This is a genomic window from Reyranella soli (assembly GCF_007992495.1).
In the GTDB taxonomy this organism is placed as follows: Bacteria; Pseudomonadota; Alphaproteobacteria; order Reyranellales; family Reyranellaceae; genus Reyranella; species Reyranella soli.
The window spans coordinates 29,957-43,348 of sequence record NZ_BKAJ01000020.1 but is presented as its reverse complement, the minus strand read 5'-3'; the positions used below and the strand labels follow the sequence as shown (position 1 = coordinate 43,348).

The 13,392-nt window shown below is 68.0% G+C and carries 14 protein-coding genes; 9 read left to right on the top strand and 5 right to left on the bottom strand.

From position 1 onward, the window contains the following. Positions 1-516: a dTDP-4-dehydrorhamnose 3,5-epimerase family protein gene (locus RSO01_RS05745; RefSeq protein ID WP_147147088.1), complete on the top strand. Its 516-nt coding sequence runs from the start codon at positions 1-3 to the stop codon at positions 514-516. A gap of 60 nt (positions 517-576) precedes the next feature. On the opposite strand, the gene RSO01_RS05740 is transcribed toward RSO01_RS05745, so the two are convergent. Beyond that, positions 577-1,623 carry an FkbM family methyltransferase gene (locus RSO01_RS05740; RefSeq protein WP_147147086.1) on the bottom strand — a complete coding sequence of 349 codons (1,047 nt, stop codon included), beginning with the start codon at positions 1,621-1,623 and terminating at the stop codon, positions 577-579. A 178-nt stretch (positions 1,624-1,801) separates the two neighbouring features. On the opposite strand from RSO01_RS05740, the gene RSO01_RS05735 reads away from it, so the two are divergent. From RSO01_RS05735 to RSO01_RS05720, 4 genes are read left to right on the top strand one after another with little or no spacing between them, the layout of a single operon-like run. Next, entirely contained in the window at positions 1,802-3,067 is a 1,266-nt protein-coding gene (locus RSO01_RS05735) for a peptidylprolyl isomerase (protein WP_147147085.1), read from the top strand. Continuing rightward, on the top strand, positions 3,064-4,062 hold the full coding sequence (gene pdxA, locus RSO01_RS05730; RefSeq protein ID WP_147147083.1) for a 4-hydroxythreonine-4-phosphate dehydrogenase PdxA: 999 nt from the start codon (positions 3,064-3,066) through the stop codon (positions 4,060-4,062). The genes RSO01_RS05735 and pdxA overlap by 4 nt, the downstream gene beginning before the upstream one ends. A 13-nt stretch (positions 4,063-4,075) precedes the next feature. After that, positions 4,076-4,903 (top strand): 16S rRNA (adenine(1518)-N(6)/adenine(1519)-N(6))-dimethyltransferase RsmA, encoded by an 828-nt coding sequence (gene rsmA, locus RSO01_RS05725; protein WP_147147081.1) that lies wholly within the window; start codon positions 4,076-4,078, stop codon positions 4,901-4,903. Between the two features lie 25 nt (positions 4,904-4,928). Beyond that, positions 4,929-5,732 (top strand): lysophospholipid acyltransferase family protein, encoded by an 804-nt coding sequence (locus RSO01_RS05720; RefSeq protein ID WP_147147079.1) that lies wholly within the window; start codon positions 4,929-4,931, stop codon positions 5,730-5,732. On the opposite strand, the gene gmk is transcribed toward RSO01_RS05720, so the two are convergent. Together gmk and RSO01_RS05710 are read right to left on the bottom strand one after the other, a co-directional pair. Continuing rightward, a complete protein-coding gene (gene gmk, locus RSO01_RS05715; RefSeq protein ID WP_147147077.1) occupies positions 5,707-6,357 on the bottom strand; it encodes a guanylate kinase in 651 nt (216 codons plus the stop codon). The genes RSO01_RS05720 and gmk overlap by 26 nt on opposite strands. Further along, a complete protein-coding gene (locus RSO01_RS05710) occupies positions 6,347-7,231 on the bottom strand; it encodes a YicC/YloC family endoribonuclease (protein ID WP_147147075.1) in 885 nt (294 codons plus the stop codon). The genes gmk and RSO01_RS05710 overlap by 11 nt, the downstream gene beginning before the upstream one ends. 110 nt (positions 7,232-7,341) lie before the next feature. Here RSO01_RS05710 and RSO01_RS05705 point away from each other — a divergent pair, with 110 nt between their 5' ends. Next, positions 7,342-8,100 (top strand): SDR family NAD(P)-dependent oxidoreductase, encoded by a 759-nt coding sequence (locus RSO01_RS05705; RefSeq protein WP_147147073.1) that lies wholly within the window; start codon positions 7,342-7,344, stop codon positions 8,098-8,100. 4 nt (positions 8,101-8,104) lie between these two features. Here RSO01_RS05705 and RSO01_RS05700 read toward each other — a convergent pair whose 3' ends face one another. Further along, the gene (locus tag RSO01_RS05700) at positions 8,105-8,821 is read right to left on the bottom strand and encodes a vWA domain-containing protein (RefSeq protein WP_147147071.1); all 717 of its coding nucleotides are present in this window, start codon (positions 8,819-8,821) and stop codon (positions 8,105-8,107) included. A gap of 156 nt (positions 8,822-8,977) precedes the next feature. Here RSO01_RS05700 and RSO01_RS05695 point away from each other — a divergent pair, with 156 nt between their 5' ends. The 3 genes from RSO01_RS05695 to RSO01_RS05685 are packed head-to-tail and all read left to right on the top strand — an operon-like array spanning position 8,978 to position 12,515. Beyond that, positions 8,978-9,985, top strand: coding sequence for an SGNH/GDSL hydrolase family protein (locus tag RSO01_RS05695; RefSeq protein WP_147147069.1), 1,008 nt, complete (start codon positions 8,978-8,980; stop codon positions 9,983-9,985). 18 nt (positions 9,986-10,003) lie between these two features. After that, complete coding sequence (locus RSO01_RS05690) at positions 10,004-11,230, top strand: SGNH/GDSL hydrolase family protein (RefSeq protein WP_147147067.1); 1,227 nt, start codon at positions 10,004-10,006, stop codon at positions 11,228-11,230. Positions 11,231-11,255: 25 nt separating this feature from the next. Further along, entirely contained in the window at positions 11,256-12,515 is a 1,260-nt protein-coding gene (locus RSO01_RS05685; protein WP_147147065.1) for an MFS transporter, read from the top strand. On the opposite strand, the gene RSO01_RS05680 is transcribed toward RSO01_RS05685, so the two are convergent. Continuing rightward, positions 12,430-13,380: a division plane positioning ATPase MipZ gene (locus tag RSO01_RS05680; protein WP_147147063.1), complete on the bottom strand. Its 951-nt coding sequence runs from the start codon at positions 13,378-13,380 to the stop codon at positions 12,430-12,432. The two genes, RSO01_RS05685 and RSO01_RS05680, sit on opposite strands and share 86 nt — an antisense overlap. Positions 13,381-13,392 lie beyond the last annotated feature (12 nt).

The window sequence follows — 13,392 nt, the reverse complement described above, 5'->3', positions numbered from 1 at the left end:
ATGGAAGTGTTCACGACAAAGCTCGAATCGGTCCTGCTGATCAAGCCGCCGACCGTGTTCGAGGATTTCCGCGGCCACTATATCGAGACCTACAACCGCAACGCCTACTTCACGGCCGGCATTCCGATCGACTTCATCCAGGACGACATCTCGGTGTCGCATCGCCACGTGCTGCGTGGCATCCACGGCGACGCCAAGACCTGGAAGTTGATCTCCTGCCTACAGGGCAGCTTTTACATGGTTGTGGTGAACAACGACGCGAGGTCCTCGCAGTACCGCCAGTGGGAGGCTTTCACGCTCAGCGACACCAACCGCCTGCAGGTGCTGGTACCGCCCAACTTCGGCAACGGACATCTGGTAATGAGCGACCGGGCGATCTTCCACTACAAGCAGAGCACCGAGTACGACCGCGCCGGCCAGTTCACGCTGTTGTGGAACGACCCGGCATTGAAGATCTGGTGGCCGGTCGCGAACCCGATCGTCTCGCAGCGCGACCAGGGGCCTGCGAAGTCTTAGTGCTTCCTCCCCACCCTCGGCGTGGGGAGGTGCCCGCGTAGCGGGCGGAGGGGTCATGCCCTAGCGCGCTGCAACCGTGTCGGCGACGCGCTCGGATGGGATGGCGACCACGTTGGCGGAAAGCGGGTCGCCGTCGCGCGGGCTTTCCAGCAGGCCGGTCACCGGCGAGAACACGAATATCTCGTAGCCGAGCTCGCCGCGCAGGGTGCCGATGAGGGAATCGGCGCAGTTGCCCTGGGCACGCAACGCCTTGTCGTTGACCTCGAGCAGCAATATCGGCCGCATCGACTTCAGCACGGTCGCGGCGCCGGCAATGACCCTCGCCTCGGCCCCTTCGACGTCGATCTTCACGAAATCGACCTGGGCCAGGGCAAGGCGGGCGATCACCGCGTCGAGCGGCTCGATCGGCACGCGCTCGAGGCTGGCGCGCACCACGTCGTCATGGGCAAAGCTGCCGAGCGTGTTGTGGCCGGCGTGGACACCATGGGCCAGGTGCAGGTCGGCGAGCCCGGCGGCGGCGCCGATGGCGGCCGGTACGACAGTGACGTTGTCGAGGCCGTTGCGCCCGAGATTGCGTTGCAGATGGGCGCGCTCGCGCGAGCTCGGCTCGGCCGCCACCACGCGACCGGACGGCCCGACGCGGCGGGCGGCGAACAGCGTGTAGTAGCCGTCGTTGGCGCCGACATCGACGAACACCATGCCGGGCTTCAGCACCCGGTCGAGGAAGGCGAATTCGTTGGGCTCAAACGATCCACAGACATAGAGGCAGAGGCTGTTGTCGTTGCCCAGCGTGAGGTCGACGGTCGTGCCGCTGTGCCAGCGCACGGTGATCGGCACGGCGAGGTCCTTTTCGCGGGCAGCTTCCCACAGGGCGCCGCGCCGGCAGGCCAGCCAGCGCCGCTGGTCGTAGTACTCCTCGGCGAACACCCAGCCCGGCCGCGGCCGCAGGCGGGGCACGCCCGGAGCCAGGCACGCAGCATAGGACGAGCCGATCGCCGGAGCGTTCACGATCAACCAGCGACCGAGATTGTCGAGGTGATAGCCTATCCCGGAGGCGATCCGGTCCCAGGCGCTGGGAGCATTGATCGATCGTCGAGCGGTCGTCATTCCTCGGATCGTTGCCCCCGTTATGCCTGCCCCTGTGCCGTGTTCGGCTAAACCACCCGCCGCCGAGCGTCAAGCGCGCCCGTATCTTGCCATAGTCCACGACTAAGGCATTGGCCGTCCGTTGCAGCGCAACTGCCGCGGAATATAATGTCGGCCCCTCTGTCAAACTGTCGGTGCAATGTCAGCGCTGTTCCTCCGCACCTTTCTCGTCGTCGTCATCACTCTGCTTCCGGCATTGGCTTCGGCCCAGGGCCTGCGCGTGCTGGCGCGTGTCAACGACGACGCCATCACTGATTTCGACCTCCAGCAGCGCGTGCTGTTCGCCATCCGCACCACCGGACTGCAGGACAGCCCGGACCTGCGCCAGCGCATGGCCGCACAGATACTGCGCCAGATGATCGACGAGCGCCTACAGATCCAGGACGCCAAGCGGCTCGGCCTGAAGGCCACCGACGGCGAGATGCAGCAGCGCTTCAGCGATATCGAGCGCGCCGCCGGCATGTCGCGCGGGGCGTTCAAGCAGTACATCCAGAGCACCGGTGTCGCCTTCGACATCGCCGTGCAGCAGATCGAGGCGCAGATCGCCTGGACCAAGATCATCCGCCGCAAGGTGCGCCCGCAGGTCGACGTCTCGGAGGCCGAGATCGACGATGCGCTGAGCCGCGCACGCACGAATGTCGGCAAGACCGAATCGCGCGTTGCCGAGATCTTCGTGCCGGTCGACCGGGCCGACCAGGCGGACGACTCCAAGCGGTCGGCCGACCGCATAGCCGAGCAGCTGAAGCGCGGCGCGCCGTTCGGGGCGGTCGCCCAGCAGTTCTCGCAGGGCGCGACCGCCTCGGCGGGCGGCGAGCTTGGCTGGGTCCTGCCCGGCTCGCTCGATCCCACGCTCGACGCCACCGTCGAGAGGCTGCAGGTCCGGCAGTATTCCGAGCCCGTCCGCAGCACGGCCGGCTGGCACATCCTCTACGTCATCGATCGCCGCCCCTTCGCGTCGGCGCGGCCGGACGACGTGCGCCTCAACCTGACGCAGATGACCCTGCCGCTGCCGGTGAATGCGTCGGACAATGAGGTCGCCAAGGCGACCGCCGATGCCCAGAAGGCGATGACCGGCCTGCGCACCTGCAGCGACCTGCACTCCCGGGCGCGCGAGCTCAAGGGTGCCACCTCCGGTGACCTCAGCGGCGTGCGGGTCGGCGACCTGCAGGCCAACCAGCAGATGTTCGAGCAGATCCCCAAGCTGAATGTCGGCGGGACTGCCGGCCCGTTCCGGGTTGCCGAGGGACTGCAGGTCGTGGCGCTGTGCGGCAAGGTCGGCACCGACGGACTGCCGACTCGCGACGCGATCTCCCAGCAGATCCTGCTGCAGAAGCTCGAAGCGGCAGGACGTCGCTACATGCGCGACCTGCGGCGCCAGGCCACGATCGACGTCAAGCAGCCATGACCGCTACCGCGCCGCTCGCCGTCACCATGGGCGAGCCGGCCGGAATCGGCGGTGAACTCAGCCTGAAAGCCTGGTCGATGCGCCGCCAAGGCGACCGGCCGTTCTTTGTGCTCGACGACGCCTCGCGGCTGGCCGCTCTCGCCGGCAGGCTCGGCCTCGACGTGCCGGTGCGCGAGCTCGATCGCCCCGCCGAAGCCGAGCGTGTGTTCGCTACGGCGCTGCCGGTGCTGCCGGTGCGCCTGCGCGCACCGGTAAAGGCGGGCCAGCCCGACCCCGCGAACGCGCCGGCCACCCTGGAGGCCATCGAGCGCGCCGTCGAGCTGGCGCTCGCGGGCGAGATCGCCGGCTTGGTGACCAATCCCATCCAGAAGAAGACCCTGCAGGATGCCGGTTTCCGCCATCCCGGCCACACCGAGTATCTCGCCGAGCTGGCGGGCGGCGTCGACGTCGCCATGATGCTCGCCTGCCCGGAACTGCGCGTCGTGCCCGTCACTATCCACCTGTCGCTGGCCGAGGCGGTTCGCGTCCTAGACACTGTAAAGATTGTGCGTGCCGGCCGCTTGGCAGCAGCAGGATTGAAGTCCCTGTTCGGCATCGAGCGCCCGCGGCTCGCCGTGGCGGCTCTGAACCCCCATGCCGGGGAGCAAGGTTCGATGGGCGACGAGGAGAGCCGGGTCATTTCGCCTGCAATCGAGGCGCTGAAGCGCGACGGCATCGATGCGCACGGACCCGCCCCCGCCGACACCCTGTTTCATGCCGGGGCACGCGCCGGCTACGACGCGGTGCTCTGCATGTATCACGACCAGGCGCTGATCCCGATCAAGACGGTGGACTTCGCCGGCGGCGTCAACGTCACGCTCGGCCTGCCGTTCGTGCGGACCTCGCCGGACCACGGGACCGCGCTCGACATCGTCGGCACCGGCCGGGCCGATCCGACGAGCCTGATCGCCGGGCTGCGCATGGCCGACGACATGGCCCGCCGCCGCCGGACCTGACCGGCCGGCCGCCGTGGACGGCCTTGCCGCTCTGCCGCCGTTGCGCGAGGTCATCGCCGCCCACGGCCTCGATGCGCGCAAGCGGCTGGGCCAGCACTTCCTTCTCGACCTCAACCTCACCCGACGCATCGCCCGTGCCGCCGCCCCTCTCGATCAGGGGCTGGTGGTCGAGGTCGGTCCCGGCCCCGGTGGCCTGACGCGGGCCCTGCTGCTCGAAGGCGCGGGGCGTGTCGTCGCCGTCGAGATCGATTCGCGAGCCATCGCTGCCCTGAAGGAGCTGCAGACGGCCGCCGATGGTCGGCTCGACCTCGTCGAAGGCGATGCCCTGAAGATCGATGTCGCGACGCTCGGGCCGGCGCCTCGGCGGATCGTTGCCAACCTCCCCTACAACGTGTCGACGGCGCTGCTGGTCGGCTGGCTGCACCAGGCCGACCAGATCGCCGACATGGTGCTGATGTTCCAGAAGGAGGTCGGCGACCGGCTGGCGGCGGCGCCGCGCAGCAAGGATTACGGCCGCCTCTCCGTCCTCGCCCAGCATGTCTGCACGGTGCAGCGCCTGTTCGACGTGGCGCCCTCGGCCTTCGTGCCGCCGCCCAAGGTCGTTTCCTCGGTGGTGCGGCTGCGGCCCAGGCCCGAGGGCCGGTTGGCCGATTTGCGCCCCTTGGAGAGGGTCACCGCGGCAGCCTTCGGCCAGCGCCGGAAGATGCTGCGCAGCTCGTTGGGCAGCGTCTTCAGCCGTCCCGTGGACGTCCTGGAGGGGCTGGGCCTTCGCCCGACCGCCCGGGCTGAGGAATTGTCCGTGGCCGATTTCGTGAGGCTTGCCGAAGCTCTTGACAAGTGAGCACTCACTCATTTATAGTGACGCCATGATCCGCTCCCTGCCCTTCAACGTCTTCCTCTACGTCTTCACCCTGCTGACTGCGCTGGTCGGGATCGTGCTGGTGCCGATCCCCACGCCGGTCGTGCTGCGCAGCCTGCTGCACTGGTGGGCGCGCGCCGTGGTCTGGGGCATGCGCTGGATCGGCGGCATGAAGGTCGAGATCCGCGGTCGCGCCAACATCCCTGCGCGCGGCCCCGCCCTGCTCGCCAACAAGCATCACGCCGAATGCGACGGCATCGTCCTCGCCGCCGTGATCCCCGACATCACCTTCGTGGCGATGCAGGAGCTGTTCCGCATGCCGGTGATCGGCGCCATCCTCTATCGCGTGCAAATGATCCGCGTCGACACCTGCGGCGGCGGCAAGGAGCGCGAGAACCTCGCCCGCTTCGCCAAGCGCGCCTACGACAGCGGCCGGCACATCGCGATCTACCCCGAAGGCAACCTGATGGCGCCGGGCGAGCGCGAGCGCTATCGCTCGGGCATCTACTATCTCTATCGCGACCTCAACCTGCCGGTGACGCCGGTCGCGACCTCGCTCGGCCTGCTGTGGAACCGCCGCGACTGGCGCAAGAAGGCGGGAAGCTGCGCCATCGAGTTCCTGCCGGCGATCGAGACCGGGCTGGACAAGCAGACCTTCATGCGCCGCCTGGAGGAGACCATCGAGACGGCAAGCGATCGCCTGATCGCCGAGTTCTCCGGCCGGCCCTACGCGCCCTCGCAGCTGGTGCTGCGCTCGCAGGGCCAGACCGGCATCGGCAAGCCGATCACCGCCCCTCGCGCAGCGCTTTGACGAAGCCCGACATGCCGACCTGACGTTCGCGCTTCAGCCGCTCGGACGTCAGGATCGCCTTCAAGTTCGACAGGCTCGTGGCGATGTCGCTGTTGACCAGGACGTAGTCGTACTCGGGCCAGTGGCTCATCTCGTCGGCGGCCTTGGCCATGCGCTGGGCCACGATCTCCTTGGGATCCTGGGCGCGCGTCAGCAGGCGCTTCTCGAGATCGCGCGTCGACGGCGGCAGGATGAAGACCGTCACCAGGTCGGCGCGGCCCTTGTCGCGCAGTTGCTGCGTGCCCTGCCAATCGATGTCGAACAGCACGTCGCGGCCGGCGGCCAGCGCCTCGTCGACCGGCGCCCTGGGCGTGCCGTAGTAGTTGCCGAACACCTCGGCGTATTCGAGGAACTCCTTGCGCTCGATCATGCCACGGAAGGTCGACGTGTCGACGAAGCGATAGTCGACCCCGTCGCGTTCGCCGGGCCGCTTCTGGCGCGTCGTGCAGGAGACGCTGAGCTGGATCTGATTGTCGTTGTCCAGGAGCTGGCGCGACAGCGTCGTCTTGCCGGCGCCCGACGGCGACGACAGGACGAGCATCAGACCACGCCGCTGGATCGCCGACGTGCCGTTGTCATTCGACATTCTGGACCTGCTCCCGAAGGCGCTCGATGGCGCCCTTCAGATCGATGCCGATGCGCGTCAGCTCGATGTCGGCCGACTTCGAGCAGAGCGTGTTGGCCTCGCGATTGAACTCCTGGCAGAGGAAATCGAACTTGCGGCCGACTGGATTGTCGGGGCGGGCGTCGGCCAGCAGCGTGTGTGCCTGGGCGATATGGGCGGCGAGCCGGTCGAGTTCCTCGCGCACGTCGGCCTTGCCGACCAGCAGCGCCACCTCCTGGGCGAAACGCTCCTCGGACAGCGACGGCGCGCGTTCCAGCAGCTCGGCGAGCTGGGACTCGAAGCGGGCGCGCACCGTGCCGATCTGGGCCGAGGCGCGATCGGCGGCGCGCTTGCACAACTCCTCGATCTCGCCGATGTGGCGGTCGATCACGGCGGAGAGCGCGCGACCTTCGGCGGCGCGGGCCGCGACCAGCGCCTTCAGCACCTCGTCGAGCGTGCCCGACAGCGCGCGGTCGAGAGCCGCCATCGCCTCCTCGTTCTCCTCCGCGCCGTCCTCTTCCTCGATGACGCCGCGCACGCGCAACAGTCCGTCGGCGGTCGGCGCGGCTGCGCCGGTGCCCTTGCGGACCTCCTCGACCAGGCCCGCCAGCTCGGCCAGCAGGGCGCGATTGATGCGCAGCGGCTTGCTCTGCTGCTCGCTGGCGATGGTGAGGGTGAGCGAGACGTTGCCGCGCTTCATGCGGGTGCCGATGGCGGCGCGGGCGGGATTTTCCAGCCGGTCGAAGCCCTGCGGCACGCGGCAGCGGATCTCGAGGTTGCGGCCGTTGACGCTGCGCGCCTCCCAGACCCAGCGCCGTCGTTCATCCGATCCTTGCGCCCGGGCGTATCCGGTCATGCTTGCAATCAAAAATCCACTCCGACATCCGCTCCACTGGCCGCCTCGCGGCGAGGCACTCTAGTATCGGCCCCAGGCGCGTACAACGCGCTCCGCCCGAAGGTTATCCCATGAAAAGTTTCTCAAGCATTGTCATCACCGGTGCATCGAGCGGCATCGGCGAGGCCTTGGCGCTCGACTATGCCGCGCCCGGCGTGGCGCTGGCGCTGACCGGCCGCGACGCCGACCGGGTCGAGGCGGTGGCCGCCGCCTGTCGGGCGAAAGGCGCAACCGTGGTCGCCGGCGCCATCGATGTGGTCGATCGCGAGCGTTTTGCCGCCTGGCTCACCGCCTTCGACGACGCCCATCCCGTCGATCTCCTGATCGCCAATGCCGGCATCTCGATCGACAAGGACAATTCCTCGCTCGACGACTTCTCGGTCATCCGCCAGACGCTCGACGTCAATTTCGGCGGCGTGCTGAATACGGTCGAGCCTCTGCTGCCGCGACTGATGGCCCGCGGGCGCGGCCAGATCGGCATCGTGGCCTCGCTCGCAAGCTTCATCGGCCTGCCCTACTCGGCCTCGTACAATGCCAGCAAGGCCGCGGCGCGGGTGTGGGGCGAGAGCATCCGCTACGTGCTGAAGAAGAGCGGCATCGGCGTCAGCGTGATCTGCCCCGGCTTCGTAACCACCCGCCTGACCGCGGACGCGCCTTTTCCCATGCCGTTCCTGATGACCTCAGCGCGCGCCTCGTCGATCATCCGGCGCGGCCTCGAGCGCAATCATGCCCGCATCGCCTTCCCCATCGGCACCAAGGGCCTGGTGTGGTTCGGACAGGTCCTGCCCGGGCGCTGGGCGGCGCGCCTGATGGACGCCCTCGTCGCCTGACGCGTCACTTCATCTGGTTGGTCAGCAAGGCCGCGGCGCCGCCCTGCTCCTTGCCGTACTTCAGCAAGGCGGCGCGGCCGCCGGCGGCGTAGGCCGCCACCGCGCCGAGCAGCCGCCTGAGCTGCTCCGGGCTCGAACGGTCGAACTTGCAATAGGCGCCGCGCGTCAGCTTGGCGATCTGCGGGAACAGGCGCGAGGCCACGCGGTCATCGCCTTCCTGGAAGACGAACACCGGCAGGCCGAGCAGGCCGAGCTGGCCCGCCTCGTGGCCGACCTCGTCGACATCCTCCTCGCAGCAGTCGCCGACGAACACCACGGCATCGAGGCGGCCCTCGCGCCGCTGCTCGGCGGCGTAGCGCAGTACCCGGGCGATCTGGGTGCGGCCGGCGAGGCAGCGCACCGCGCCCATCAGGCGCGCCAGCTCGCGTCCGTCCGACGTCCAGCGGCTGACCTTGAACTCGTCGAAGCCGCGATAGAAGGCCAGGCGGACGTCGATGCCGCCGATCTCGCTCGCGGCGACGAACATCTCGCCCTGCTGCGTCGAGGCGACGTCCCAGGTCGGCTCGCGGCTCGCCGTTGCGTCCATGGCGAACAGCAGCCGGCCACGGCCGCTGCCCGCGGTCCTGGGCGGCAGGCTGGCCACTTCCCGCGTGAAGGCGTCCACCGCGGACGAAGAGGCCGCCGTGCCCTTGGTCGGTCCTACTTCCGATTTCCTGGCCACCGCGACATGCAAGGAAAGACGGCGGCCCTTGTCAAATGGTTGTGAGCGCGCCGGGTAATTTTGGCGCGGTGACGCCCACCTGCGGACACGCTATTACGACCGGCGCAAAATCAGCCCCTCGAGATTTCGACCTCAGAAACTGCCCCACCCGGTCCAATGAAAGCCGCGCTAAATCTGCTGCTGATCCTCGTTGCGTCGATTCTGTGTTTATTGGCGGTGGAGGGCCTGACGCGCCTCGTGCTCGACGACGGCATGCTGTACGAACTCGAAATGTGGAAGTATGCGCGCGAGGTCAAGATGCGCGACACGCAGCCCGACCTCGGGCATCGCCATCGGCCCAATGCCCAAGCCAAGCTCATGAATGTCGACGTGCGGACCGACAGCCGCGGGCTGCGTGGACCGGAGATCGCCGGCAAGGCGGCCGACGGCACCGCCCGCATCGCCTTCGTCGGCGATTCGATCACCATGGGCTGGGGCGTCGCCGAGAAGGAGACGTTCGCGCACCAGGTGATCGAGGGCCTGGTCAAGGCCGGCCGCAAGGTCGACGGCTTCAATCTCGGCGTCGGCAACTACAACACCCTGCAGGAGCTGACGTTGTTCCGCGAGGTCGGCGCGCCGCTCAAGCCCGACATCATCGTGCTCGCCTACTTCATCAACGATGCCGAGCCGATGCCGTCCTATACCGATTCCGACGCCGACTGGCTCACCAACCATTCGGCGGCCTGGGTGGTCGCGGGCTACCGGTTCGACAACCTGTTCCGCCAGTTCGGCGAGGCGCCCGACTGGAAGCGCTACTACCGCGACCTCTACGAACCCAAGGCGGCGGGCTGGCTGCAGACCGAGAAATCGCTCGGCGGCTTCGCCACGACGGCCCGCGAGCTCGGCGCCAAGCTCATCGTCTTCAACATCCCCGAGCTGCGCGAGCTGAAGCCCTATCCCTTCGCCGACATCACCGCCAAGGTGCGCGCCGTCGTCGAGGAGGATGGCGTGCCGTTCGTCGACCTGCTGCCCACCGTCGAGAACGAGAATCCGGCGAGCCTGTGGGTGACGGTGCCCGATCCGCATCCCAACGGCAAAGCTGAGATCATCTTCGCCAAGGGCATGATCCCGCCGCTCCTGCCGATGCTCGACGAGCTCTGCCGCACCAAGGGCAAAGGCTGCTGACCGCATCATAGGGACGCCGTGAAAGCACACCGCTTCTTCTGGCCCCTCTACATTCTCCTGCTGCTGAGCGCGGCGCTCGCCGGCAGCGAGGCGATCGCCTCGTTCATCGTGCCGTCGTGGCCGGCGCGCGACATGCGGCCGATCGAGGTCAGCTCGACGCCCCAGGTGACCTACAACGACTGGGCGTTGCGCGACCGGCAACGGTCGTTCGAGCGCCCGGCGGACGTGCGCTTCAGGTCCATCCTGGTGGGCGACAGCTTCCTGGAAGGCAACTTCCTGCGCGCGCCGCTGTCGGCCTTCGTCGAGCAGCGCTTGGCCGCGGCCGGCCAGACCGACACGGAGGCGATCAATTTCGGCATCTCGGCGACGGGACCGCGCCACTACTACTATCGCATCAAGAACGTGGCGCTGGCGTTGAAGCCCGACGCCATCGTGCTGGCCTTTTATGCCGGCAATGATTTCGTCTCGACGCCGTTCGGCGGCTGGATGCGGCCGCCGATCGCCGAGCTGCCGCTGCCCTCGCTGCTCGCCGGCCCGGCGCCGCGCACGACCTGGCTCGCCGTCAACCGGCTCGGCCTTTCGGAGTTCGGCCGCAACAACAAGTTCATCGACGGCGAATTCGCCCGGCTCAACGAATGGGTCGATCTGCCGGCGGACCAACGGCTCGATCGGATCGCGCGGCACCTCAGGCAGAACTACTATCCCCGGCTGAGCGAGGCGACGATCCGCGAGATCCTGTCGCGCGGCGACGGCCGGTTCTGGACGGCGTTCGACAGGCCTGAGCCCAACCGCGAGCTGCTCGCCGGCTGGCTGCTGTCCGGCATGATCGACTGGGAGACCGGCACCTGGAAGATGCCGCGCGATGCCGAGGAGGCCGACCGCCTCTACGGCACGGACATGGTCGACGAGACGCTGAGCTGGCTGGTCGCCGCCGATCGCCTGGCCAAGGAGAACGGCGTGCAGCTCGCCGTCGCCCTGATCCCGGTCGGGACAGGCGATCCGCGCTATGTCGATTTCTGGCGCCTGTGGCCCAAGTATTTCAGCACCTCGCTCAGCGCCGATGCCCGCCATCGGCGCCTGGCCGTGAAGCTGCGCCAGACGGCCGTGCCCTTCTTCGACCTGCGCGACGATCTCGCCGGCGTGCCGGACACGTACCGCCTGACGGACGGTCACTGGACGGAACGCGGCATGGAGATCGTAGCTGGGCGTATCACCCGCGAACTGCTTAAGATGAGGCGCAACTAACCAAACAAAATCAAACAAACAAGTAATGACCGGAAACGCCCCGACTTTCGCCACGCTGTTCCTGCGGGTCTTCCTGCCGTTCGCGCTGGCCTACTTCCTTTCATACATCTTCCGCGGCGTGAACGCAGTGATCTTCCCGTACCTCGAGCGCGACATCGGCATCACCGCGGGCGACCTCGGACTCCTCACCTCCGCCTTCTTCCTGTTCTTCGCCGGCTGCCAGCCGGTGCTGGGCGTCATGCTCGACCGCTACGGGCCGCGCCGTGTGCAGGTCGTGCTGCTGGCGATGGCCGCCGCCGGCTCGGCGCTGTTCGGCTTGAGCCTCTCGCTCGGCGAGCTGATCGTGGCGCGCGTGCTGATCGGGCTGGGCTTCGCCGGCGGCCTGATGGCCGCGATCAAGGCGATCACGCTGTGGTATCCGCCGCAGCGCTGGGGCCTGATCACGGGCTTCCACATGATGGCGGGCGGGCTCGGCTCGATGGCCGCGACCTTGCCCGTCGAATGGTCGCTGTCGGTCGTGAGCTGGCAGGGCCTGTTCTTCTGGCTGGCCGGCTTCTGCCTCGCCACCTCGGCGATCCTGTTCATCGTCGTCCCCGAACGCGCCGGACCGCGCGCGGCGGGCACGCTCGCCGAGCAGTTCCGCATCACCGGCACGGTACTGACCGACGGCTTCTACTGGCGCATCCAGCCGCTGCTGGCCATCCAGCAGCTCGCCTTCATCGGCTGCATCTCGCTGTGGATCGGGCCGTGGCTGCGCGACGTCGGCGGCTTCACCGACAAGGAGATGCGCGCCGACATCCAGCTCTACACCGCGGCGGCCACGACCCTGGGCTTCGCCATGAGCGGCGTGATCGCCAACGGCCTGCACAGGGTCGGCGTCAGCAACTTCGCCTCGGCCGGCCTGATGAGCATCCTGTTCGCCATCGTCTGCGGCTGGATCGCCTTCGTGCCGTCCTTCCATCCGGCCACGGCATGGATCGCGTTCGGCTTCCTCGGCGCCTGCCCCATCCAGTACATGCCGCTGATGGTCGCGTCGTTCCCGGCGCACTATGCCGGCCGTGTCAGCACGTCGAGCAATCTCGTGGTCTTCTCGGTGATCTTCGCGGGCCAGTGGGCGATCGGGAAGATCGTCGATCAGTGGCCGCGCACCGCGACCGGCTACTCACCCGACGGCTACAGCTGGGCGTTCGGCGCGCTCTTCATCCTGCAGCTTGCGGGTCTGGCGTGGCTGCTTCTGTCGCGGGCTCAGCCGATGGTGCGTCCGCATCTCGTCGCGGCAGATTGAGCGCGGATACGAGATCGCGCACTTCCTGGCGCGCCGCGACATGGCTCAAGGTCAGTGACGGGCCCCCACTTCCTCCTTTGGCGCCGCCGCGCTTGAGGTCGAGCAAGGTCAGGCCGTTCAGGAACAGCTCCTTGTAGATCACGCGCTCGCTCAGGCCGGCGGCGACGCGAAAACCGATGCGCTTGGCCAGCGCCTCGATGACGGTGCTCATGTCGCGCTTGTTGCGCGCGGCGAGCGACGACAGGCGATTGCGCATCACCACCCAGTCGACCGGCCGGCCGCCCTGGACCGCGCGCAGCTGGCGCTGCTTCCACACCGCCTCGGCATAGATCGACGGCCGCACGATCTTCAGCGTATCGGGATCGATGCGCGCCAGAAGGTCGAGATCGATGAAGCTGTCGTTGAGCGGCGTCAGCAGCGTGTCGGCCCAGGTATGGGCCAGCCGCGAGAGATAAGTGTCGCTGCCCGGCGTGTCGATGACGACGAAGTCGACATTGTCGATCACCTGCTCCAGCGCCGCTTCCAGGCGAGTGCGCTCGTCGGCCTGCGCTTCGTTGCGATCGGACAAGGTCGAGAGCGGCACCGCGGCATGGACCGGCATCGGCAGTTCGACGCCCTTGCGCTTGGCGTAGGCCGCGCGGTTCTCGACGTAGCGGCCGAGCGTGCCCTGGCGCGCATCGAGGTCGAGCGTGGCGACCTTCAGCCCTTGGTTCAGCAGGGTCACGGCGATGTGCAGCGCCGTCGTCGACTTGCCCGAGCCGCCCTTCTCGTTGCCGATCACCAACACATGCGCGCGGTCGGGGACGGGTGCCGCCTGGGCCTGGGCGACGCTCGGATTGGGAGCGGGGTGGAAGCCTTCACTCATGATCGGTCAACG

Coding starts and splice junctions, on each gene's coding strand:
- RSO01_RS05745 (WP_147147088.1), top strand. CDS start 1: ATGGAAGTGTTCACGACAAAGCTCGAATCGGTCCTGCTGATCAAGCCG.
- RSO01_RS05740 (WP_147147086.1), bottom strand. CDS start 1,623: ATGACGACCGCTCGACGATCGATCAATGCTCCCAGCGCCTGGGACCGG.
- RSO01_RS05735 (WP_147147085.1), top strand. CDS start 1,802: ATGTCAGCGCTGTTCCTCCGCACCTTTCTCGTCGTCGTCATCACTCTG.
- pdxA (WP_147147083.1), top strand. CDS start 3,064: ATGACCGCTACCGCGCCGCTCGCCGTCACCATGGGCGAGCCGGCCGGA.
- RSO01_RS05720 (WP_147147079.1), top strand. CDS start 4,929: ATGATCCGCTCCCTGCCCTTCAACGTCTTCCTCTACGTCTTCACCCTG.
- gmk (WP_147147077.1), bottom strand. CDS start 6,357: ATGTCGAATGACAACGGCACGTCGGCGATCCAGCGGCGTGGTCTGATG.
- RSO01_RS05710 (WP_147147075.1), bottom strand. CDS start 7,231: ATGACCGGATACGCCCGGGCGCAAGGATCGGATGAACGACGGCGCTGG.
- RSO01_RS05705 (WP_147147073.1), top strand. CDS start 7,342: ATGAAAAGTTTCTCAAGCATTGTCATCACCGGTGCATCGAGCGGCATC.
- RSO01_RS05695 (WP_147147069.1), top strand. CDS start 8,978: ATGAAAGCCGCGCTAAATCTGCTGCTGATCCTCGTTGCGTCGATTCTG.
- RSO01_RS05685 (WP_147147065.1), top strand. CDS start 11,256: ATGACCGGAAACGCCCCGACTTTCGCCACGCTGTTCCTGCGGGTCTTC.
- RSO01_RS05680 (WP_147147063.1), bottom strand. CDS start 13,380: ATGAGTGAAGGCTTCCACCCCGCTCCCAATCCGAGCGTCGCCCAGGCC.